The 22867-nt window shown below is 62.2% G+C and carries 18 protein-coding genes and 1 tRNA gene; 14 read left to right on the top strand and 5 right to left on the bottom strand.

The window, feature by feature from the left end:
- The first annotated feature begins 76 nt into the window (after positions 1–76).
- On the top strand, positions 77–943 hold the full coding sequence (locus H3T88_RS04850; RefSeq protein WP_198203754.1) for a S16 family serine protease: 867 nt from the start codon (positions 77–79) through the stop codon (positions 941–943).
- 51 nt (positions 944–994) lie between these two features.
- Positions 995–1411, top strand: a complete 417-nt coding sequence (locus H3T88_RS04855; protein ID WP_033510967.1) for a DUF3052 domain-containing protein — start codon at positions 995–997, stop codon at positions 1409–1411.
- 147 nt (positions 1412–1558) lie between these two features.
- Here H3T88_RS04855 and H3T88_RS04860 read toward each other — a convergent pair whose 3' ends face one another.
- Entirely contained in the window at positions 1559–3103 is a 1545-nt protein-coding gene (locus H3T88_RS04860; protein WP_198203755.1) for an MDR family MFS transporter, read from the bottom strand.
- 121 nt (positions 3104–3224) lie between these two features.
- Here H3T88_RS04860 and H3T88_RS04865 point away from each other — a divergent pair.
- From H3T88_RS04865 to H3T88_RS04905, 9 genes are all read left to right on the top strand, one after another.
- Positions 3225–3298 (top strand) — tRNA-Val (locus H3T88_RS04865).
- A 99-nt stretch (positions 3299–3397) separates the two neighbouring features.
- Positions 3398–5149: a DivIVA domain-containing protein gene (locus tag H3T88_RS04870; RefSeq protein WP_198203756.1), complete on the top strand. Its 1752-nt coding sequence runs from the start codon at positions 3398–3400 to the stop codon at positions 5147–5149.
- Positions 5146–6420 carry a 1-deoxy-D-xylulose-5-phosphate reductoisomerase gene (gene dxr / locus H3T88_RS04875; protein ID WP_232347143.1) on the top strand — a complete coding sequence of 425 codons (1275 nt, stop codon included), beginning with the start codon at positions 5146–5148 and terminating at the stop codon, positions 6418–6420. The genes H3T88_RS04870 and dxr overlap by 4 nt, the downstream gene beginning before the upstream one ends.
- Entirely contained in the window at positions 6417–7646 is a 1230-nt protein-coding gene (gene ispG / locus H3T88_RS04880; protein ID WP_015021523.1) for a flavodoxin-dependent (E)-4-hydroxy-3-methylbut-2-enyl-diphosphate synthase, read from the top strand. The genes dxr and ispG overlap by 4 nt, the downstream gene beginning before the upstream one ends.
- A gap of 101 nt (positions 7647–7747) precedes the next feature.
- On the top strand, positions 7748–9400 hold the full coding sequence (locus tag H3T88_RS04885; RefSeq protein ID WP_198203757.1) for an alpha/beta hydrolase family protein: 1653 nt from the start codon (positions 7748–7750) through the stop codon (positions 9398–9400).
- 15 nt (positions 9401–9415) lie between these two features.
- Positions 9416–10138, top strand: a complete 723-nt coding sequence (gene recO / locus H3T88_RS04890; protein WP_198203758.1) for a DNA repair protein RecO — start codon at positions 9416–9418, stop codon at positions 10136–10138.
- A 3-nt stretch (positions 10139–10141) separates the two neighbouring features.
- Positions 10142–10936: an isoprenyl transferase gene (locus tag H3T88_RS04895; protein ID WP_198203760.1), complete on the top strand. Its 795-nt coding sequence runs from the start codon at positions 10142–10144 to the stop codon at positions 10934–10936.
- Between the two features lie 165 nt (positions 10937–11101).
- A complete protein-coding gene (locus H3T88_RS04900) occupies positions 11102–12532 on the top strand; it encodes an amidohydrolase (RefSeq protein ID WP_198203761.1) in 1431 nt (476 codons plus the stop codon).
- An 88-nt stretch (positions 12533–12620) separates the two neighbouring features.
- A complete protein-coding gene (locus tag H3T88_RS04905) occupies positions 12621–13817 on the top strand; it encodes an MFS transporter (protein WP_198203762.1) in 1197 nt (398 codons plus the stop codon).
- Between the two features lie 151 nt (positions 13818–13968).
- Here H3T88_RS04905 and H3T88_RS04910 read toward each other — a convergent pair whose 3' ends face one another.
- The 4 genes from H3T88_RS04910 to H3T88_RS04925 form a co-directional block, all read right to left on the bottom strand.
- A complete protein-coding gene (locus H3T88_RS04910; RefSeq protein WP_198203764.1) occupies positions 13969–15492 on the bottom strand; it encodes a glycoside hydrolase family 32 protein in 1524 nt (507 codons plus the stop codon).
- A gap of 50 nt (positions 15493–15542) precedes the next feature.
- Positions 15543–16835 carry an MFS transporter gene (locus H3T88_RS04915; protein ID WP_198203765.1) on the bottom strand — a complete coding sequence of 431 codons (1293 nt, stop codon included), beginning with the start codon at positions 16833–16835 and terminating at the stop codon, positions 15543–15545.
- A 267-nt stretch (positions 16836–17102) separates the two neighbouring features.
- Positions 17103–18176 (bottom strand): LacI family DNA-binding transcriptional regulator, encoded by a 1074-nt coding sequence (locus H3T88_RS04920; protein WP_198203766.1) that lies wholly within the window; start codon positions 18174–18176, stop codon positions 17103–17105.
- Between the two features lie 61 nt (positions 18177–18237).
- Complete coding sequence (locus H3T88_RS04925; RefSeq protein ID WP_015021531.1) at positions 18238–18573, bottom strand: MTH1187 family thiamine-binding protein; 336 nt, start codon at positions 18571–18573, stop codon at positions 18238–18240.
- A gap of 196 nt (positions 18574–18769) precedes the next feature.
- On the opposite strand from H3T88_RS04925, the gene H3T88_RS04930 reads away from it, so the two are divergent.
- The 3 genes from H3T88_RS04930 (at position 18770) to ftsZ (ending at position 22859) form a co-directional block, all read left to right on the top strand.
- A complete protein-coding gene (locus H3T88_RS04930; RefSeq protein ID WP_110416945.1) occupies positions 18770–20287 on the top strand; it encodes a glycine--tRNA ligase in 1518 nt (505 codons plus the stop codon).
- Between the two features lie 10 nt (positions 20288–20297).
- Complete coding sequence (dusB, locus tag H3T88_RS04935; protein WP_269748978.1) at positions 20298–21452, top strand: tRNA dihydrouridine synthase DusB; 1155 nt, start codon at positions 20298–20300, stop codon at positions 21450–21452.
- Positions 21453–21680: 228 nt separating this feature from the next.
- Positions 21681–22859: a cell division protein FtsZ gene (gene ftsZ, locus H3T88_RS04940; RefSeq protein ID WP_015021534.1), complete on the top strand. Its 1179-nt coding sequence runs from the start codon at positions 21681–21683 to the stop codon at positions 22857–22859.
- Positions 22860–22867: the final 8 nt, after the last annotated feature.

The raw sequence follows: 22867 nt of genomic DNA on the forward strand, positions 1-22867 counted from the left end.
CGCCAAGGCAGGTCGTTCGCCGTCAAGGTTGGCGCCTGCCGGGATTATCGTCTTCATCAACCATAATATTGGAGCTATGACACTTCCGCACGGGAAATCGGATCACTGCGCCACAGGCGCACCCGAAAGGCAAATCGGGACGCTTGGCGGACCCACCCGCAAAATGCTGGTCGGCGGTCTTCTGGTCATTCTGGCTATCTTGGTGCTTTTCCTTCCCTCGCCTTATACAATCGAGACGCCCGGCCCCACCCAGGATGTGCTGGGAAGTTCAAAAGGCTCACCGGTCATCAAGGTGAAGGGCGGCCAGGTCCACCATGACAAGGGCCGCCTGCTGATGACCACGGTCAATGCCCGCGGAATCCCCGGCTACCCGGCTTCCAACCTGGATGCCCTGGTGGGCTGGGCCGACCCCCACGCCACGGTTCTTCCCCAGGAGGCTGTGGTCCCTCCCGGACAGAGCGTTGAGGAGTACAAGCGTCAGGAACAGGGCGATATGCATGGCTCCCAGCAGGCTGCATCGGCCCAGGCTCTGGCCTTCCTCAAGGCCCGAGGATATGACGTTTCAGGCCTGCAGTTCAGCATGAGGGTGGCCGACATCGGCGGTCCCTCGGCCGGGCTCATGTACACCCTGGGGGCCATCGACAAGATCACACCCGAACAGGAGACCGGAGGTCTGACCATCGCCGGAACCGGCACCATGGATCAGAATGGACGGGTCGGGGCCATCGGCGGCATCCAGCTGAAGATGTTGGGCGCCAGGCGGGACGGCGCCACCTGGTTCCTGGCCCCGGCGGCCAACTGCTCACAGGTGACAGGCCATGTGCCGCAGGGGCTGCGCGACGTGCAGGTGTCCACCTTGGACGAGGCTTACAAGGCCCTGGTGGCCATCGGCCATGGCCAGGGGGAGGGGCTGCCCCGCTGCACAGCCACCAAAGGCAGATAAGACAAGGCCGGCCCAATTGGTGAATTCCGGCAGTCTTGTTATGCTGAAGCCGTGGCTGAGACTACAACCTATACAGCGGAAGAGTTCGGTTTTCATCCCGGAGATATCGTCCAGGAATGGATGTGGGACGACGATGTCGACGACGGAATCCGGACCAGGATCGAGGATCTGACCGGCGAGGAGCTGGTGGACGAGGACTATGACCAAGCCGTGGATGGGGTCATCATCTGGTGGCGGGACGGCGATGCCGAGGACGATCTGGCAGATACCATCATGGATGCCTCGGCCATGGTCAACAAGGGTGCACCGTTCTGGGTGCTGACCCCCAAGCCCGGAAGACCGGGTACATCGGCGCCTGGGGTCGTCTCCAACGCGGCCAAGACCGCTGGGATGAACGCCCTGATGCCCACCACCGTCAGCAAGGATTGGAATGCCACCCAGCTGCGGGCTTTCGGCAAGGGCAAGTAAGACTTTAGGCTCTACCAGCGTTTACGGCGGCTAGACATATCGCATAAGAGCCGATGAAGGAGGTGGTGGGCATCGGAATCACCCGATGCCCACCACCTCCCTGTCATTCATGGACAATCCCGGAGGAATTCGTCTGGCGGGCGACCTTTACTGCTCGCCCCTGTCAGCAATGGCAGGAGCCGCCGTCTTGGCCTTGTTCTGATATTCGGCCAGCAGGGTGCGCGAGCGGATGTCGCAGAGGTTGGCCACCAAGGCCATAATCAGGATGACCAGGCCCACCAGGAAGATCCAATGCAGGCCGTCGAAGACGATGGTGCGGGCCGGTCCCAGCAGGCGTGAAGGGATGCTCCCTGCTGTGGCCGGGTTGATCATGCTGTTCATCATGTCCTCGGTCAGTCCCTTATGCTGAGGCACCTCGCGTGCGATGACCGTGTTCATGACGATGCCGAAGATGGAGACCATCAGGGTCTGTCCAAGGGAACGGGCCAGCGTGTTGAAGCTGGTCGAGGCACCCACATCGCCGGCCGGTACCACGCTCTGGGCGGTGATGGTCGAGGTGGTGATGGTCAGGCCGAAGCCGAAGCCGACCACGGCGGAGATGACCAGGAAGACCCAGTAGGCGGTGGCCTGGGGGACGGCTATGTAGCAGATGCAGGCCGTCAGGATGAAGGCCAGGCCGATGTTGGTGGCCCGGTGCGGCGGGTGGTGCATGGTCAGTGGTCCGGCAAGATAGGCGCCAAGGAGCCAAAGAATGGAGGAGGGGGTGACCACAAAGCCGCCCAACGAGGGGTTCATCCCCAGCACAGACTGCATCCAGATGGGCATGTAGGTGTCGAAGCCCATGAGGAATCCGGCCACCAGCAGCATGCAGATGTTCTGGATGACGAAGGTCCTGATGCGGAAGAGTCTCAGGGGCAGGATGGGATCCTCCTGCCGGCCCTCCACATGAAGAAGCAGGGCAAAAGTGACCACGGTGGCCGCAGCCAGGATCAGGGTGAGCCGCGTATCGCCCGCCGATCCCATGCTTTGCAGGCAGAGCATCAGGCAGATCAGGCAGATGCTGAGCAGCCCGATGCCGATGTAGTCAACGCGGGTTTTACGCGCCTGGATATGCTCGCTCAGGAAGAGCTGGATCATGATGATGACCAGCAGACCGATGGGCACGTTGATGGCGAAGACCCAGTGCCAGCTTATCTGCTGGACGATGAAACCTCCCAGCAGGGGGGCGATGATGGATGCGATGCCCCAGGCCGAGCCGTTCAGGCCGATCATGCCCGCCCGCTTGTCCAGAGGATAGATGTCGGCCAGAACCGTGTAGGTCAGCGGCTGGATGGCGCCTGCCCCCAGGCCCTGCAGAAAACGGGCGCCTATCAGCTGGGGCATGGACTGGGAGAGGGCGCACAGGGTGGATCCGATTACGAAGACCAGCAGGCCGATGGTCAGCAACGGCTTGCGGCCAAAGCGATCTGAAAGCTTGCCGTAGATAGGCGTGGTGACCGCCGTCATGAGCAGATAGATGGAGTAGACCCAGTTCATGATGGACAGCCCATGCAGGTCCCCGATGATGGTGGGCATGGCGGTGGAGACGATGGTCCCCTCGATGGCGGTCATGAAGGTGGCAATGAAGACCGCCACCGTCACCAGGGTGCGATTGGTCTTCCTGCCACTGCCTGTATCGACTGTCTGTGACAATCCAAACTCCCCCTTATATGGTGTGTTTCTCTGCTTTTGCGGACGATGGCCGCGAATTCCTAGTGGATTATAGCCGCACCATGCGGCCTTGTCACCGTGTCTTCTGCTAAGGTAGTGTGCTGGTCCCGTGGCTCAGTTGGTTAGAGCGCCACCTTTACACGGTGGATGTCCCCGGTTCGAGTCCGGGCGGGACCACAGGGGTTTTAGGGGGCGTGCCCGAAGTCGCGTCTTAGCGCTCACGTAGAATCGATGCACGACGATCGTTGGCAAGAAAGGTCAGGAGGTCGATGCCTGATGTCAGCTAAGCCTGATGCCCGTGGAACCGAGGCGACCATTGCGCGCTCGGGCAAGCGCAAGTGGGGATATGACACCAAGCAGGTGGACGCCTTCCTGGAGCGGGCTCACTCTCTCTATGAGAGCCAGGACCCCGATCTGACCCAGGAGGAGATAGCCAACGCCTCCTTCGATCTGTGCAAGAACGGCTACATCATCACCCAGGTGGATGCTGCCCTCTCGCGCTTGGAGCGGGTGATTTCCGACAGGCAGACCAGCTTGGAGATAGCCCGGGTGGGCGTGGATGGCTGGACGACCAGAATGGTCAGTCTGCAATCGGAGCTGACCACTCATGCCGGCAGGCCCTCGGGCAGTGTCTTCAAGCGCGGGGATCCCGGCATGCCCTCATACGACTGCAAGCAGGTGGAGCGGCTGATCGAGCAGGTTCTCAACAAGACCTCTGACCAGCTCAACCTGCACGAGGGACGGAAGACGGGCTCGGGCAAGTCGAAGAACACCGACATCACGGCAGACCGTGTCTCCAACGTCATCTTCACCCAGCGGCGGGGGCCCAAGGGTTATGACGAGCGCCAGGTGGACTTCTTCCTGGCCAAGGCCGTCGAGCTCCTGGAGCAACTGGAGTCCTTTGCCAGGGTCAGCGAGAGGGCCAAGAGGGCAAGCGCTAATGCAACGGCCCCGGCTGCTGTTCCTGCGCCGTCGCAGCTGTCGGTGCAGGAGTCTTCAACTTCGGGCGTTCAGCCGCTGATCGGACAGAGCCAGGCACCCGCCTGGAGCATCCCGAATGCCTCCGCTCATGCGAGCGACCAGGGCAGTCAGGACGATTTCGCTCAGCTGCACCAGGCAGAGCGGGCCATCTTCGAGGCTCCGACAGCCGCCACGCCGACGACACCCACGGCATCGACGGCGCAACCTAACAGTTCTCTGGGTGCCCTGGCTTCGGCGGTCAACCAGCGGCTTGAACAGGGGGGCGCTGAGGCAGCCCAGGCATCATCGACGGCGGCATCTCCCATCTCTTCTCCAGCCAAGTCGATCTCCTCGGTCGGTGTCGGCCGTGGATCCGCTGCTGCCCCGGCCAATCCCGCTGTCTCCGGTCAACAGGAATCGGTCATGCCTGCTTCCGCGCCCCCTGAGTCCGCAGCGACGGCCTCTGCGCCGACCAGCTACACTCCTGCGGTTCCTACTGCAGAATCAACGGCGCCTGCGTCGTCTGCGAAACCCGTGCCTTTCAACTCGGCGGCCCCTTCTTCATCGTCTTCCCCGGCACCACAAACTCCCGAGCCAGCGGTATTCCAGCCGACCCCTTCGGCACCTGCAGCCTCGACCCCGCCTACTTCGGCAGGGGCTGCATTCGTCCCCTCCACAAGGCCGGGATCACCGGTGTCTGACTCGGCGACGGGTGCTGACGCTGACAGTTCGTCTACGCCGGGATCCACCTCGATCATCTCCTCACCCTTCGTTGACGGACATCTGGGCGCAGGCGGACCCTTGGGCAGCTATGAGCAACCGGCACCAGCAGCGTCTGGGACCCGTGAACGTCCCTGGGCCGAAACAGCCGGAAGCAGCACGGATACGCCTGACTGGGCCAAGCCCCGGTATTCACAAAACACACAGGGGAGTAAGCAGGACAAGGACCCGGATTCCTACCTGGCCTCCCTGCTCAACCAGGATCTGCCCAAGATGGATCTGGACATCCCCGATATTTCTTTTCCAGCCTTCGGTGACGAGGGGGAGCAGGATAAAGGCGGTCGATGAGTCATCTGGCAGTGATGAGTGAAGGCAGGCAGGGCGGTCTGTCGGTCGGACGTGAGCGCACCTTGGCGGAATGGTCGCCCAGGGATGATGCCGACCGGTCTCGCAGTCTGGTCATCCTGGGATCCACAGGATCCATCGGCACTCAGGCCCTGGATCTGATCAGTCGTCACAGGGATCGCTTCCAGGTGACTGGATTGGCCGCTGGCGGCGCGCATGTCGAGCTCCTGGCCCGCCAGGCCCGCGATTTTGGCGTGAAGCGTCTGGCTCTGGCCGACAAGGCTCAGGTTCCGGCCCTGCAGCGGGCTCTCGAGGCCCTGGGATTGACCGGCATCCAGGTAGAGGCAGGCATGGAGGCGGTTCAGGCTCTGGCCGGTTCCGGCAGTGACCTGGTTCTCAATGGCATCACCGGATCAGTTGGTCTGCGTCCATCCATTGCAGCTTTGCAGGCTGGATCCCAACTGGCTCTGGCCAACAAGGAGTCCGTGGTAGCCGGCGGCCATCTGCTCTTCGACGCCGAGATACGGCTGGGTCAGATCAACCCTGTCGACTCGGAACATTCGGCCATCTGGCAGTCCCTGCGTTCGGGGCAGCATGGAGAGGTGGCCCGTCTGGTGGTCACCGCCTCAGGAGGTCCCTTCCGGGGCTGGAGCCGCCAGGCCATGCGCGAGGTCACCCCTGAACAGGCCCTGAACCATCCGACCTGGTCCATGGGCCCGGTGGTCACCATCAACTCCTCCACCATGGTCAACAAGGGTCTGGAGGTCATCGAGGCCAGTCGACTCTTCCGGATCGAGCCCGAACGGATCACCGTGGTGGTCCACCCCCAGTCCGTGGTCCACTCCATGGTCCAGTTCCAGGACGGGGCCACCATAAGCCAGGCCTCGCCTCCGGATATGCGTCTGCCCATCGCCCTGGGCCTGTCGGCGCCCGCCCGTCTGGACAACGTGGCTGCGGCCTGTGACTGGTCCAAGGCCAGCACCTGGACTTTTGAGCCCTTGGATGACGAGGCTTTCCCGGCGGTCAATCTGGCCAGGCGGGCTCTGGGAGGCTGCGAGCCCATGACTGCGGTCTTCAACGCCGCCAACGAGCAGGCGGTCAGGGCCTTCCTGAATCACCGGCTGCCCTACCTGAACATCGTCAAAACCATCCATTCGGTCATGGATGCCATGGAAACGCATCTTCCGGGAACATTCACATCCGTGGAGGTAATGGAGCAAGTCGAGCATGAGGCGCGCCAAAGGGCCGATGCTTTGATAGACATGACAGCGTGAGTAGCATTCCCAAGACCGAACAGTCAACATCCTCCCAAGGGTTCCGCAAGACAGGTGAGCAGGCCATCAGCCAGACTCCGTTGCATCCTCGCCGTCGCTCCCGTCGGATCATGGTGGGGCCTGTGCCGGTCGGCGGGGGCGCCCCAATTTCGGTGCAGTCCATGACCAACACGGTCACCGCTGACATCAATGCCACCTTGCAACAAATCGCTGAGCTGGCTGCCGCCGGCTGCGACATCGTACGGGTGGCCGTGCCCAGCCAGGACGATGCCGACGCGCTCCCCATCATTGCGAAGAAGTCGCCCATCCCGGTCATCGCCGACATCCACTTCCAGAGCAAGTACGTTTTTCAGGCCATCGACGCTGGTTGCGCAGCCGTCAGGGTCAATCCGGGCAACATCCGCAAGTTCGACCAGGTCGGCCCCGAGATCTGCAAGGCAGCCACGGATGCAGGCATCTCCCTGCGCATCGGGGTCAACGCCGGCAGCCTGGACAAGGACATCTACGCCCGCTACGGCGGCCCCACTCCCGAGGCCCTGGTCGCCTCGGCCTTGAAAGAGGCTCACATGTTCGAGGACGTGGGCTTCCACGACTTCAAGATCTCCGTCAAGCACCACGATCCCGTCACCACTGTCCAGACCTACAGGCTCCTGGCCTCCAAGGGCGACTGGCCCCTGCACCTGGGTGTGACCGAAGCCGGGCCCTCCTGGCAGGGGACCATCAAGTCCTGCCTGGCCTTCGGCGCACTGCTGGCTGAAGGCATCGGCGACACCATCCGTGTCTCCCTGTCTGCGCCGCCTGTGGAAGAGGTCAAGGTGGGCTGCAAGATTCTGGAATATCTGGGGTTGCGCCAGCGCCACTTCGACATCATCTCCTGCCCCTCCTGCGGCAGGGCCCAGGTGGACGTGATCGAGCTGGCCAAGGAAGTCACCGAGGGGCTCAAGGACATCACCGCCCCCATCCGGGTTGCCGTCATGGGCTGCATCGTCAACGGACCAGGTGAGGCCAGGGAGGCTGACCTGGGGGTGGCTTCGGGCAACGGCAAGGGGCAGATCATCATCAAGGGCAAGGTGGTGCAGACCGTGCCAGAGGATCAGATTGTCCCCACCCTGCTGGAACGGGCCAAGGAAATCGCCGCACAGATGGATGCCAAGGCTGCGGTTCAGGGTGAAACCCTCCCGGAGGTAGGGCCCATGGTGGTTCCGGTCACCGGCCGTGCCAGCTGAGCGCGTGAGCACCATCCTCGCCACCGGATACAATGGCCGTCGTGTCCCAAGAGGTTGAGCGTTCCCTCCCCGCAAGTCGGTGGAGCAGAGTCAGGAGACTGATGACCAGTCTGCCCATCTTTGTCATCCTCATGGGTCTGCTGGTATCCGTCTCACACTTGACCGCCGTCCCCTGGAAATACGAACCAGTGGATCAGAATTTCCCCACCCTGACTCCGGACACCGCGGTCACCTTCGATTGGCCTGCCGGCCTTGCCAGGGATGCCATGGGGCAGTATCAGGTCGAATCCCGCCACCAGGAACTGAGCGTGGAAAGGCCCGCCACGGGCGAGCACCAACGCATCAGAATTCTAATTCGCTCTCCCAAGGGGGCTTCAGGCCATCGCCCGGCTGTGGTTTTCATGCACGGCGCCGGTTACGGCACCTGCGACAACTCCTTCGGGGACGTGGCTCGATCCCTGGCCTCCGCAGGTTTCGTCACCGCCGTGCTGGACAAGCCGGTCTGGTCCACCACGGATGCCGACAGGGACTATCCGGCCTCGGCCAGGGCCTATGAGCGGGTTGCCAATCTGCTGCGAGACCGGGATGATGTGGATGCCTCCAAGGTGGGCATCTATGCCACCAGCGAGAGCACTTGGATCGCCGCCATGCTGCTGACCATGGACCACCGGATCGCCTTCCAGATCCTGCTGAGCCCCATGGTCTATTCCCCGCGGCACGCCATGGGCTTCTTCGTGGCCCAGGACTTTGCCATTGCCGGGGCCAACCAGGGATACCAGTCGGTGGTCCGTCGGCTCTTCAGCACTGATGCCGCTCTTCTGGGCCTGAACAATCTGGACATCGAACCCACCGACCGCTACACCTACGCCATCCCCACCCTGCTGGCCTACGGGGCCAAGGACGTGATGACCGCACAGGTGGAAGGGGTGCAGCGTGTGCTGTCGAAGGCGCACGCCTCAGGCAACGAAAACGTCACGGTGCGTTCCTACCCGGTCTCCAACCATGTGCTGCGGCTGGGGGATGAGGCCCGGACCGGAACACCCCTGGCCGACCACTATCAACAGGACATGATCGACTGGGCGGTGGGTCAGGTCCATGGCCTGCATCAGACCAGCCCCAGCGTGGGAGGGGCCACCATCCACCAGTCCATCGCCGTGCCTACTGACCTGCGGGGGCGGCGCTCGCTGACCGTCTATATGCTGGTCCTGCACCTGCTGACCCTGGTTCTTTTGCTGGCGGCCCTGGTCATGGCAGTCGTGGCAGGTCTGATGAAATTGTCCCGTCTGCGCAGGCGCAAGGACCCGGTTCTGGGCTTCAGCCATGGCTTCGGCGGCACCTTGGTCACCATCACCGGCACCACCCTGGCCACCATGGTCCTTTTCGGAGCCGGCCTGGGCCAGGTCATCATGGCCGTGGTACGCCTGGGTTGGGGCGGCGTGCCCGACCAGGCCGGGGTCAGTTACTGGAGCTGGCCGGTCATCCAGGTGGTCTGCGCCCTGGTCATCTGGGCCTGGTCGCGCACCTTCGCCCGCATGGTCGAAGTGGCCTCCCTGAGGGGATTGGACCGATTTCCCGACCAGGTCCGCACAAGCAAGGCCGGCGGCCCCAGCCTGCGCCAGCAGATGCGCAACATGGATCCCAGGCCTGTTCTGGCCTCCACCCGCTTTGGCGTTGCCCTCTTCACCGTCACCACCCTGGCCATGTTCGGAGTCCTGTTGATCTTCGCCTTCTGGGGCCTGTTCATCTACCAGTGAAAGGACGGGACCGCCGTGGCCATCTATCGTGACGAGGGCCTGGTCCTCAGAACGGTCAAATTGGGCGAGGCCGACCGGATCGTCACCATTCTGACCAAGGGGCACGGCAAGGTCAGGGCCGTGGCCAAGGGGGTGCGACGGACCAAGTCCCGCTTCGGTGCGCGGCTGGAGCCCTTCATGCGTGACGATCTGCTCATCTCCCGTGGACGCAACCTTGACATCGTATCCCAGGCCGTCTGCATAGCCCGCTATGCGGATGCCATATGCGCCGACTATGACCTCTACGCCAACGGGGGCGTCATGCTTGAGACCGCAGACAAGCTGGTGGTAGGCGAGCACGAGCCGGCCCCGGAGCAGTACCGTCTGCTGGTCTCCGCCCTGGCCAGCCTGGCTGGTCACCGGCATGGACCCCGTGACATCGGCGCCTCCTACCTGCTGCGTTCCCTGGCACTGGCTGGCTGGCGGCCCCGGCTGGACTCCTGCATCGTCTGCGGCCGGACCGATCAGCTGACCCACTTTTCGGTGCCCGGCGGTGGGGTGGTCTGCAGTCGGGATAGGCCTACCGATGCCGTGGCGGTGGATCCCGCCACCCTGGACCGCTTCAGGGCTCTGAGCAGCGGGGACTGGTCCAGGCTGGACGGCAAGGGCTCAACCCCCCTCTGCGATGGTCTTGTCGAGAAATGGGGCGAATATTACCTGGAGCGGCCCATCAGGTCCCTGAGGCTATTAGATTCTTGAAGCATGAGCTTTGACCCCGTCGACTATACCTCCCTTGATGTGCCTGCAGCCCCCTTCTCCGATCCTGCGCGTATTCCGCAGTTCCCCAAGGGTTCAGTCCCACGGCACCTGGGTGTGATTATGGACGGCAACGGCCGCTGGGCCAAGCAGAGGGGCATGGAGCGCACCCAGGGTCACCGGGCTGCCGAGCCGGTGGTCTTCGACACCATAGCCGGGGCCATTGAGGCCGGGGTCCGATACCTGAGCCTGTACACCTTCTCCACGGAGAATTGGAAGCGCTCACCGGCCGAGGTGCATTTCTTGATGGGCTTCTCCCGGGACATCATCCACCGTCGAGTGGACCAGATGGATGACTGGGGAGTGCGGGTGCGCTGGGCGGGCCGTCGGCCCCGTCTCTGGAAGTCGGTCATCGATGAGCTGGAGGAGGCCATGGAGCGCACTCGGCACAACAACAGGATCGATGTGATCTTCTGCATCAACTACGGGGGCAGGGCTGAGTTGGCCGATGCAGCCACTGACATCGCCAGGGAGGTGGCGGCCGGGCAGATCAAGGGCTCCAAGGTGACCGAAAAGATGATCGCCCAGCACCTCTACAACCCCGACATACCGGATTGCGACCTGGTGCTTCGCACCTCGGGGGAGCAGCGTACCTCCAACTTTCTGCCCTGGCAGGCGGCATATGCGGAGCTTGCCTTTGTTCCCGAGCTCTTCCCCGACTGCGGGCGCGAGGTGCTCTGGCGGGCCATCGACGATTACATCCACAGGGACAGGCGCTTCGGCGGCGTGGAGAATGGCTGAGAAAACAGGACCTCCCATTATGTGAAGTTAGCCATAGTCGTCCAAATTTACATGTCTGAACACTCTCGAAATGCCCCTGAAAGGTAGTCTGTGTCTTATCGCAGCGGAGCAATCCATATCCGCTGTGGAAATCAAGGCAGCAAACGAAGCAAGGGAGTGACAGGCGTGGACGACAAGCAGCGCATCATGCAGATCATCGAAGATAAGTCACAGGAGTTCATCGAGGCCGCCGACCATATTTGGGGTACCCCCGAGACCAGGTTTGCCGTCAAGGAGTCGGTCCAGCAGCACTACAAGGTGTTGGAGCATGAGGGCTTTGACATCGAGAAGGGCGTGGGCCATATGGACTATGCCTACGTGGCGACCTGGGGGTCGGGCCGTCCGGTGATAGGTATCACCGGCGAATACGACGCCCTTGGAGGCCTCAGCCAGGTGGCTGATTTGGGCGAGCACAAGCCATTGGTCGAAGGTGGCAATGGACAAGGCTGCGGCCACAACATTCTGGGCATGGCTGCCGTAGCGGCAGGCGTGGGCATTAAGACTTTCATGGAGGAAAAGGGTCTCAAGGGGACCATCAAGGTCTTCGGCTGCCCGGCTGAGGAATCGGGCTACGGCAAGGCCTTCATGGCCAGGGACGGGGTCTTCGACGGGCTGGACCTGGCCCTGTCCTGGCATCCCTCAGATGTGACCCAGGCTTGGGGTTCCTCCAGCCTGGCGGTCCTGCAGTCCTACTTCGACTTCACCGGCGTGCCGGCACACGCGGCTGCGGCTCCCGAGCTTGGGCGGAGCGCCCTGGATGCCGCGGAGTTGATGAACGTGGGCGTGCAGTTCCTGCGCGAACACATGATCGATGAGGCCCGCGTGCACTATGCCTTTATCGACGCAGGCGGTGAATCTGCCAACGTGGTGCAGTCCCATGCCCGGCTCTACTACTTCGTGCGCGCCCCCAGGATGGATCAGGCCCAGGATCTGTTCAAGCGGGTGGAGAAGATCGCCCAGGGTGCGGCCCTGATGACCGAGACCCAGGTCAAGGAGGAGTTCGATGCGGCCTGCTACAACTTCATCCCCAACCATCCGCTGACCGAGGCCATAGACAGGAACCTGGACCTCGTCGGCCCTCTGCCGCTGGACCGGCAGGAGCTGGACTACGAACGCCGCTACACCGACACGGTCCCCGAGGCCGGCAAGCAGCGGGTGCTCGGCCGCACCAAGGCTGCCTTCCCTGATCTTCCGGATGAGGAAGTCAGGAAGATGGCCGAGTCCACCATGGCTCTGAAGAAGTATCCGCTGGTTTTCACCGATACGGCATCGGGATCCACCGATGTCGGCGATGTCAGCTGGCAGACGCCCACCGCCCAGTTCAGCGGCGGCTTCGAGCCCCAGGGTACCTCGGCTCATTCTTGGCAGTGGGCGGCCAACGGCAAGTCCTCGGTGGCCCACAAGGGTCTGCTGGCTGCGGGCAAGACCCTGGCCCTGACTGCTTATGATGCCTTTACCGACCCGGACCTGGTCAAGGCCGCCAAGGAGGACTTCGACAAGACATTCGCCGGCCAGGAGTACAAGGTCGTCATCCCTGACGATGTGATGCCCCACTGACCTACTGTTCGGCTGCCGCCGGGCCCTGTGATCCCTGCGGATCACTTCGCCCGGCGGCGGTTGGCTTCGACTGAAGGATGACAGACCAATGGCAATCAAACAATCCTCAAAAACGGCGAGCGGAACGCTGATCTTCTCCCTGATGGCCGGTTACTCGATCGTGTACATGGACAAGAACATGATCTCGACCGCCATCATCCCCATCTCCGAGCAGTTCCACCTCGACTCGGGGCAGACAGGCATCATCATGTCGGCCTTCTTCCTGGGCTACTCGCTCATGCAGATTCCCAGCGGTTGGCTGGCCGACCGACTTGGGGCCAAGCGTGTGCTGATGGCCTCCATGATCATCATCGGTCTGTTCAGCTATCTGTTCGGCCTGGCCAATGGTCTGGTCTTCTTCATCATCGTCCGGTTCTTCGCCGGCATGGGCCACGGCGGCTACCCGCCCTCCTGTTCCAAGTCGATTGCGGAGAACTTCCCGCAGGAACGGCGCACCTTCGTACAGTCGCTGATCCTGTCGACCTCGGGCATTGGCGGCATTCTGGCCTTCGTCCTGGGAGCCAACCTGGTCGCCATCAACTGGCACCTGGCATACGCAGTGCTGGGCACCCTCTATCTGCTGGCATTTGTCTGCATCCTGATCTTCGTGCCCTCCAAGCCCCGCCAGCCCGAGGTTGACCAGAAGCCCGGAGTCAAGGGTGCAGGGTTCCTCGAGGTGCTGAAGAATAGGAACGTGCTGGTCCTTTTCGTGGCCATGCTTCTGCTCAACATCCTCCTGTACGGCAATATCTCCTGGATGCCTACCTTCATCAAAAAAACCTTCGGGCTTTCAATCGGTCAGGCCGGCATCCTATTGGCTGTCAACGCGGTATTCACGACCATAGCCACCATCTATGCCGGTCAGCTGCTCTCCAAGCTCTTCCTGGGCAGGGAGAAGGTGGCCATCCTGGGTGCCGGACTGATCAGTGCCGTCCTGGTCGTATGCTTCGTTTTCTCGCGCAACATCTGGCTCTCCCTCCTGTTGCTGATCCTGGTATCCTGCGTCTCGGTGGTGGCCTTCACCGGCATCTTCACCTGGCCCCACAAGATCATGGACCCGCACATCATCGGCTCCGCCATTGGCATCATCAATACCGGCGGCACCTTGGGCGGATTCCTGGCCCCCATGATCATCGGTTACCTGGTTAAGGCTGCCGGCGGTTCCTTTGTTGGATCCTTCCTCTTCATGGGTGCGGCGGCCATCGCCTCCGGACTGATGGCTCTGCTGGTCAAGGTTGGCAGGTAAAGCCAAAGCCGGATTGGTCTGATCAATGACTTCCGGTCCCGAAGACCAAAGGTCTGGGACCGAGCCTTGACCGCCGACTTGCAAGATAAAAGGCCCGCCCCTGAGTGATTTCAGAGGACGGGCCTTTCCCATGCCAGCCATTGGAGTGGAATCAGTGATCCGGCTGCTCCCAGATGGTGCCCAGCCTGGCTATGGAGAGGGAGTTTATCAGGGCCTTGCCCTCGCCGGATTCGGCAATAAGGCGGATGCCGCGCGGCCCTTCGGCGGGGAAGGAGTACGAGGACATGATCTCCAGTCCGTCGTTGACGACGACCTCGATCGAGCCCCGGTCTACGATGATGCGCAGCTTGAGCTTGCCCGAGGACTGGTCGACGGGAGCCGTACGGTAGCCTCGGTCCCCGTAGGTGTTGCAGTGGCGGTCAAGCACCACGCGGCCCAGCTGGTCGTCATAGCAGACCAGCGTATGGTCACCGGATCGCGTCCTATGGATCTCCAGCCCGATGCGTTCGGCCTGGGACTTGTTCAGATCGATCTCCAGATTGATGTCGGCGGTCTGCGCATCCTCCACCAGATCCCGGCTGCCGTTGACCTCCAGTTCGATGGCACCGAAGTCCTGCCGGTCCTGGTCCAGGCTGGAGAACTCACGCACCGGTAGGCAGCGCAGGTGATCGCCGGCCAGGGTGACCTCGCGGGGCACCGTGAACTGGCCACACCAGCCATCCTCCTGCATGGGGATGGGCTCGGTGAAGGGGCTCATCCATCCGAAGACCAGCCGACGGCCGTCAGGGGCCTGGAAGGTCTGAGGGGCATAGAAGTTATGGCCGTCATCCCAGAGGTGGAACTCTGTCTCCTGATGGAAGTCGCCGCCGGGCTGCCAGCTGCCGATTACGTAGCCGGCATTGTTGTGGTTGCGAGCTTCGAATCCGTGGGGCTTCAGGCCCATTGCCGAATAGCAGATCACCCACTTGTCCTCCAGGGGGAACATGTCGGGGCACTCCAGCATGAAGACCTCAGGGTCGGGGTGCCGGTAAATCGCCCGGTCAAAATTCCAGTGCTCCATGTCATTGGAGGTATACATCCAGATCTCGCCCCGATTGGCAGGTGTGCTGACCCCGAAGACCATGTACCAGAGCCCGCCCATCTTCCACACCTTGGGATCGCGGAAGTGCAGGATCTTGTCGTCGGGGCAGGGGACTACGACCCCCTTCTTTTCGAAGTGGATGCCGTCTGAGGAGACAGCCATGCACTGCTCCTGAAGATTGCCGTCATCTTCGTTGACCCCGTTGCGCCAGCGGTGACCGGTGTAGTAGATGGTCAGGCGGCCGTCGTCGCCCACCACGGCCGATCCGGAGAAGACCCCGTCCTTCTCGACCTCCAGGGTGGGCGCCATGGCCAGGGGCTCGCGCCTCCAGGTGACCAGGTCGGCGCTGGACACATGCCCCCAGTGCATGTTTCCCCACTCGCTCCCATAGGGGTTGAGCTGGAAATAGGCATGATAGCGACCCTTGTAGTAGCTCAGGCCATTGGGGTCGTTGATCCATCCGGCTTTGGATGCTATGTGGCACTGGGGATACCAGCGGTCATTGCGGGTGGCGAAGAGCCGATCGATGCTCTTCTGGGCCTTGCCCAGCTGAGCGCTCATATCGGCATTCTCCTTGTTTGTTGGCTGGTTCATCCTTGAATCCTTTCCGGTTGGATGGGTGCTGATGATGGCTGATGTGGGGATCAGCCCTGGGTTACGGCGTTTTTTTGAGAGTCCCTGATGAAAGGATCGCCGTCAACCTGTTGGTCGTCGCGCTTGAGCACGAAGATACCGTAGATCAGGGCGATCAGCACCACCAATGAGATGGTGTAGAAGGTGATCCGATCGCCGACCCGGTCGTGGAGGATGCCCAGCGGGGTGGACATGGCCACCTGGCCGACCTGGGAGGCGATCTGGAAGCCCACCATGTAAAGGGTGGCGGACAGCTTGGGGTTGAAGTGCAGGGTGAAGTAGCGGAAGGCCGGCAGGCTGAAGAGCGGGACCTCGATGGAGTGGAAGAGCTTGACGATGGAGACCATGACCGGGTCGTGGAAGAAACCGCACAGGCCAATCCTGGCGAACATGACCGTAGCCCCCAACAAGAGGGAGTTGCGCACGCCGATCTTGCGCATGATGACCGGAACCACGCCCATCATGGCCGATTCCAGAAACACTTGGAAGGAGTTGAGGATGCCATAGACCTCGTGGCCCTGTTCCGGGGTGGAGAAGAGACTGGCATAGTAGTTGGGGAACATCTGTTGGTCGAAGACGGTGTAGAAGGTGTTGGTGAAGACCACGAAGACGATCAGGAGCCACAGGGCGGGAATGCCCAGGACGTGGATCATGTCGCGCAGGGAGGGCTGGGACTTTTCGCCCTCTGGGGTAGACTCCCGCTTGATTTCCTCGCGCTGCTCATCGGGGATCCAGAAGGCGTAGACCAGGAGCATGCAAGCGCCGAAGGCGGATCCCAGCCAGAAGTTGATCATCGGGTTGACGTTGAAAGTAAACCCGGCAATCAGAGCCACAATGGCGTAGCCGAAGGAACCCCAGGCGCGGGACTGACCGTATTCGAATCCGAATTTACGGCTGTACCGCTCGGTGATGGCCTCGATCAGGGAGCAACCCGACATGAAGCCTGCGGATAGAACGACTGAACCGAGTACCGCGCCCAGGATCAGGTTGGAATGCATGAGGGGGGCGTAGACGAACTGCACGAAAGGTCCGACCAACGCCGCAATGGCCGCGATGAAGATGGCGAGCCTACGCTTTACCCCCAGCTCGTCCTGGATGACCCCGTAGACAAACATTATTATCAGTGTGCCCAAGGAGTTGATGGAGTAGATGTTGCCGACCTGGGCGTTGGTCATACCGAGGCCGTTGGTCAGCCAGGGCGAGTAGAAGGACCACCAGATGCCCCAGGCGCAGAAGAAGAAGAATATTCCGGTGGAGGATTCCAAATATGATGGATTCCTCCATGCTGATGATTTGGCGGCCATGTTGCCCCTCTCTCCTTGTCATGCACCGCTTCTCCGCAGTGCCTTAAGGTCCGATGCACTCACTGTGTGCAGAGCGAATCCTGGTAGGTATAGTAAACCGTCAATCGATTTACGTCAAACGATTGACAATTGCTATGTGAACCTGAACACGATAAGCAACCAGCTGGGGATGCTGACCGATTGTCGATTGGCGCGAAGCCCGCCAGTATGCGACCTTGGTTCACCATCTTGCGACGGTGAGAGGGGTGAGGGAAGTGTGATTCTGGCTTAGCGGTTGGCCGGGTTCGGGTCCGAGGCTGCATCGAGGCGGGTGGAACCCTTGCGGATCAGAGCGCAGTGGATGCGCACCCCGCCAGCTTGATCGAGCGGCGGCAGGACGGCACGAGTTTTGGGCAGTGGCAGAGCAATGCGACGGGGGTTGATTTGCGCCAGCAGTCGCCGCACTGCCCAGAAGCCCATCTCGTAGTGGGGCAGTTCGACAGTGGTCAAGGGGGGTGCCGTGGTTTCGGCTACGACCTGGTGGTTGTCCACGCCTACCAGGTTCAGATCCTTGCCGATGATTAGATGGCGGGCGGCGGCGGCCTGATAGAGGTAGAAAGAACGCGAATCATTGAAGCAGAAGACGCCATCGGGGTGCTGGTCGTCCATCAGATCATCTACCTGGTCCATGGCCTCCTGGTTGAAGCCCACCAGTCGGATCAAGGCCTGACTTGCAGGTAACCCGGCTTCCTTGAGGGCGGCCTGATACCCTCGCATTCTGTCTTCCTGCGCGGGCAGATCCTGTGTGGTGCCCAGATAGGCCACTCGGCGGCAGCCTGATTCGATCAGATGGCGGGTGGCATCGTAGCCGATCAGAAACTCGTCGGGGGCGATGCTGGGGCAACGATCTGCCCGCTCTACGGCGTTGACCACCACGGCAGGGCAGGAGCGCAGATCCTGGGGCAGGTCGACATTCTGGTTGTACATCTTGGCGAAGAGGAAGCCGTCCACACCATAGCGCTTCAAAGCCTGGATCTGTTCGGATTCCCGGACGCTTCCGTCTGTGGAGACGGTGAGAAGCACATATCCGCGCTCGGCTGCCGCATCCTGCGCGCCCTGAATGATGGCGCCTGCATATGGTGTGGTGGCTACCTCTTCGCTGATGAAGCCCAGCATGCCGGTCTTGCTGGTACGCAGTGACCTAGCCATGGGATTGGGTCGGTAGCCCAGGGTCTTGGCTGTGCTGCGCACCTTTCGGGCGGTTTCCGACTTGACCCTGCCCTTGTCGCGGCCGTTGAGCACCAGTGAGACCGTGGAGACGGATACGCCTGTGCGCTCGGCGATCTGCTTCATCGTGATCATGGGCACACCTTAACCTACTCAGGCGATTTCAGCCCGGCCGATCTTCAGTGAGAGTGGGCTTTCAGCGGTTCTCCCCGCCCAGGATCCGGTTGACCCGCTCCACCTTCTCGTGGATCTGATCCCGCTTGCCGGGACGGATGTCCAGCCTGAGACTGACCCCGGTCCGATACCCCTGCTCGGCCAGGACCCGTGTAGCCTCTTCCACGACCTCCATGACCCGATGCAGATCCCCCTCGACAACGGTGCTCATGGCGTTGGTCTGGTTGGGCAGTCCCGAATCCCTGATGACTTTGATGACCTGGGCCACATAGGTGGACAGTTCCTCACCCTGACCAGAAGGTGCAATAGTGACTTCGGCTACGGTGTTTAGATAAGATGGGTCATTCATGTCGGGCATATCGGGAACCTTTCCGCATCGATTGGTGTTCGTAGGCAGGATGCCCGGTGTACCCTGCGGTCACCTGCGCGGCCTCCAGCACCTGCCTTGATGGTAGGACTCTACGCTGACAGCAGGTCACCCGCCGAAGGTATGCTGGAGGCCGGTCATCAGGTCGTATGCCCCGGCAGGGGCTCCCGAGCAGAAGGTGTGATCAGTGGCAGTATCGAAACTGGATGAGGTCATCTCCCTGGCCAAGCGCCGAGGGTTCGTTTTTCCCGCAGGGGAGATCTACGGCGGGACGCGCTCGGCCTGGGATTATGGTCCCCTGGGCGTGGCCCTCAAAGACAACATCAAGCGTGAGTGGTGGCGGACCATGGTGGTCACCCGCGACGACGTGGTCGGCGTGGACACCTCGGTCATCCTGCCCACGGCGGTCTGGGAGGCCTCAGGCCATGTCTCCGTATTCAACGACCCCCTGATCGAGTGCCTGAACTGCCACAAGCGGCACCGGGCCGACACCCTGGAGGAGGCCTACGTCGAGAAGCACGGCCATGATCCGGAAAACGGCCTCAAGGACATCCCATGCCCGGACTGCGGCACCAAGGGTCAGTGGACCGAGCCGCGCGACTTCAACATGATGCTGCAGACCCACCTTGGACCCGTCCAGGACGAGAAGAGCCTGCACTACCTGCGCCCAGAGACCGCCCAGGGCATCTTCGTGGACTTCAAGTCGGTCATGGCCTCCTCCCGCTCCAAGCCCCCCTTCGGCATCGCCAACATGGGCAAGAGCTTCCGCAACGAGATAACGCCGGGCAATTTCATCTTCCGTACCCGCGAGTTCGAGCAGATGGAGATGGAGTTCTTCGTCCACCCCGGCACCGATGAGGAATGGCATCAGTATTGGATCGACGCCAGGACCCGTTGGTACGTGGACCTGGGCGTCAAGCCCGAGAACCTGCGCCACTACGAGCACCCCAAGGAGAAGCTGGCCCACTATTCCAAGCGGACCGTGGACATCGAGTACCGGTTCGGCTTCCAGGGTTCCGAGTGGGGCGAGCTGGAGGGCGTGGCCAACCGCACCGATTACGACCTCAAGGCCCATGCCGAACACTCGGGTGAGGATCTGAGCTACTTCGACCAGGCCAGCGGGGAACGCTACATCCCCTACGTGATCGAGCCTGCCGCCGGTCTGACGCGCTCGCTGATGGCCTTCCTGGTGGATGCCTATGACGTGGACGAGGCCCCCAACACCAAGGGCGGGGTCGACCGGCGCACCGTGCTGCGTCTGGACCCAAGGCTGGCTCCGGTCAAGGCTGCCGTCCTGCCCCTGTCCAAGAAGCCCGATCTGCAGCGGGTCGCCCACGACCTGGCCGCGGACCTTCGCCAGAACGAGTGGATGGTGGACTACGACGAGTCCGGGGCCATCGGCCGCCGCTACCGTCGTCAGGACGAAATCGGTACGCCCCTGTGCATCACCGTGGACTTTGATACCTTGGACGACAAGGCGGTTACCATCCGCAACCGCGACTCCATGCAGCAGGACCGGGTGGCCCTGGACCAGGTGGAGGACTATGTGCGCCGGGTCGTCGGCGAGCAGCGGGTGCGTTACCCCATGGGCCCGTCCGACCTGACCGGCGCGCGCGCCGCCGACGGTTACACGGATCTGGCCAGCGAGCCGGGCACGGACGAGAGCGAACCCATCAAGGTGGCCGAGGCCGGTGGCCGGTACTGAGACTGATCGCCTGACCCCGAAGGTTGCTCCGGTGCAGTTGGGCCCGATACCCGTGCCAGTACCTGTCATGCTTTCGCCCATGGCTGGCGTGACCAACTGGCCTTTCCGCCTGCTCTGCCGTGAGTATGGACCCGACGGACTGTATGTGGGGGAGATGGTGACGGCCCGAGCCCTGGTGGCACGCAACCCCAAGGCCTTCCGGCTCTGCCGCTTCGCACCCCAGGAGAAGGTGCGTTCCCTGCAGCTGTACGGTGTGGACCCTCAGATCATGGAGCAGGCCACCCGGATGGTGGTTGATGCGGGCTGGGTCGATCATATCGACATGAACTTCGGCTGCCCGGTTCCCAAGGTCACCAGACATGGCGGCGGATCCGCCCTGCCCTGGAAGACCGACCTTTTCTCCGAACTGGTCCATCGGGTGGTCGCCGTCTGTTCGCATGCCGGAATCCCCGTCACCGCAAAGATCCGTGTGGGCATCGACCATCAGCACGAGACCTTTATGGAGGCGGCCCACATCGCCCAGGAGGAGGGGTGTGCCGCCATCACCCTGCATGCCAGGACCACGGCTGAGTACTACGGCGGCCATGCCGACTGGGACCGTATCGCCGAGCTGGTTCAGGCCGTGGACATCCCCGTCTTCGGCAATGGTGACATCTGGACCGCCGAGGATGCCTTGGACATGTTCGCCCAGACCGGCTGCGCAGGCGTGGCCATCGGTCGGGGCTGCCAGGGCCGTCCCTGGCTCTTTGCCGACATTGCCGCGGCCCTGGCCGGCTCGCCGGAACGGCAGGAGCCCACTCTGGGCCAGGTGGGTGCAATCATGGCCCGCCATGCCCGGCTCCTGGTCGAGTTCTACGACGGCGACGAGCGCATGGCCGTTCACGATATGCGCAAGCATGTGGCCTGGTATCTCAAGGGCTTCGCCGTGGGCGGCCAGGTGCGACGCGATTTCATGGCCTGCGAGAGCCTGGAGGAGCTGGACCGCTGCATCGCCGACCTTGACCAGGACATGCCATATCCGCGGGCCGTGGCCGGCAAGCCCCGGGGGCGGGTACGGTATGCCAAGAAGGTCCGCCTGCCCTATGGCTGGCTGGATTCGCGGACCACCACACATCAGGAGCGCGAGACGCTCTTCGGTAACGACCCCATGGACGCCTCCTACTGAAGCCGGAAATGATCCCGTCACCAACCATGCGCATCCGGGTCTAGAATCAGGGTTTAGAATACGGACAGAACGGCGTGGAGGTTCTTGGAGGCCAGGGCGGTTGGCTCTGACCTCCCGGGCCCTGGGCCCACGGCCGTCAGGGAGGGTCGGAACGCCTGTGGGCAAATGCGTGTTGGCGTATATGACCTGCGCTAGAGTTAAGCGTAACGTGAGTGACGGGAGCATACTGTGAGCGAGATTGCCCAGAATGACAATTTCAATGACAAGACCAACATCAAGGTTGTTGGTGTTGGTGGAGCCGGTGGCAATGCTGTCAATCGCATGATCGCCGAAGGTCTGCAGAATGTCGAATTTGTGGCCATCAATACCGATGCCAAGGATCTCCTGCGCTCAGAAGCCGATGTGAAGATCTCCCTTTCTGATGCCAACAGCCGCGGCCTGGGAGCCGGAGCCGATCCGGAGAAGGGTGCCAAGGCCGCCCAGGACCATCAGTCCGACATTGAAGAGGTCCTCAAGGGCGCCGATATGGTCTTCGTCACCGCAGGGGAGGGTGGCGGCACAGGCACCGGTGCCAGCCCGCTGGTGGCGCGCGCGGCCCGTCAGCAAGGCGCACTCACCATCGCCGTGGTCACCCGGCCGTTCACTTTTGAGGGGCCCAGGCGCTCCGCTTCCGCCGAATCGGGCATCGAGAACCTGCGCAAGGAGGTCGATGCCCTTATCGTTATTCCAAATGACCGGCTTCTGGATCTCTCTGATCGCACGGTCTCGGTCATGGATGCCTTCAAGACCGCCGACACGGCCCTGTTGGCCGGCGTTCAGGGCATCACCGATCTGATCACCATGAACTCCTACATTCATGTGGACTTCTCCGATGTCACTGCCATCCTGAAGGATGCCGGGACCGCCCTCTTCGGCATCGGCGCAGCCAGGGGCGAGGATCGAGCCACCCAGGCCGCCGAAATCGCCATCTCCTCTCCGCTCCTGGAGGAGAGCATCGAGGGTGCCCATGGAGCCCTGATCAACGTGGCCGGCCCCACAGACCTGAGCATGCAGGAGGCCTCCGCCGCCGCCCAGCTGGTTCAGGATGCCATCCATCCCGAGGCGCAGATCATCTGGGGACTGGCCTTGGACGACGCTTACGGGGACGAAGTGCGAGTCACGGTCATCGCAGCAGGATTCGATCCCACCCCAAAGAAGGACGAGACTCCAGCCCCTGCAGCGGACTCGACTACCGCTCCGACGGTGGCCACTCCGATCCAGGAGCCCCAGCAGCCGCTGACGACCCCGTCCGCCCAGGCGGAGTCGGAGTCCGATGAGACCTCCGAACATGATGTAGTGCCCCCCGCCTCCGGCGACGACGGCACCTCCGACCCGGGATATCTGGATATCCCTGACTTTCTGCGGTAATCAGGCGA

This window comes from Bifidobacterium sp. W8110 (genome assembly GCF_016101375.1).
Lineage (GTDB): Bacteria > Actinomycetota > Actinomycetes > Actinomycetales > Bifidobacteriaceae > Bombiscardovia > Bombiscardovia asteroides.

Bases quoted from the DNA above. Each gene is read 5' to 3' on its own strand.
- H3T88_RS04850 (WP_198203754.1), top strand. From the start codon at position 77: ATGACACTTCCGCACGGGAAATCGGATCACTGCGCCACAGGCGCACCC.
- H3T88_RS04870 (WP_198203756.1), top strand. From the start codon at position 3,398: ATGTCAGCTAAGCCTGATGCCCGTGGAACCGAGGCGACCATTGCGCGC.
- dxr (WP_232347143.1), top strand. From the start codon at position 5,146: ATGAGTCATCTGGCAGTGATGAGTGAAGGCAGGCAGGGCGGTCTGTCG.
- H3T88_RS04885 (WP_198203757.1), top strand. From the start codon at position 7,748: ATGACCAGTCTGCCCATCTTTGTCATCCTCATGGGTCTGCTGGTATCC.
- H3T88_RS04895 (WP_198203760.1), top strand. From the start codon at position 10,142: ATGAGCTTTGACCCCGTCGACTATACCTCCCTTGATGTGCCTGCAGCC.
- H3T88_RS04905 (WP_198203762.1), top strand. From the start codon at position 12,621: ATGGCAATCAAACAATCCTCAAAAACGGCGAGCGGAACGCTGATCTTC.
- H3T88_RS04910 (WP_198203764.1), bottom strand. From the start codon at position 15,492: ATGAACCAGCCAACAAACAAGGAGAATGCCGATATGAGCGCTCAGCTG.
- H3T88_RS04915 (WP_198203765.1), bottom strand. From the start codon at position 16,835: ATGGCCGCCAAATCATCAGCATGGAGGAATCCATCATATTTGGAATCC.
- H3T88_RS04920 (WP_198203766.1), bottom strand. From the start codon at position 18,176: ATGATCACGATGAAGCAGATCGCCGAGCGCACAGGCGTATCCGTCTCC.
- H3T88_RS04925 (WP_015021531.1), bottom strand. From the start codon at position 18,573: ATGCCCGACATGAATGACCCATCTTATCTAAACACCGTAGCCGAAGTC.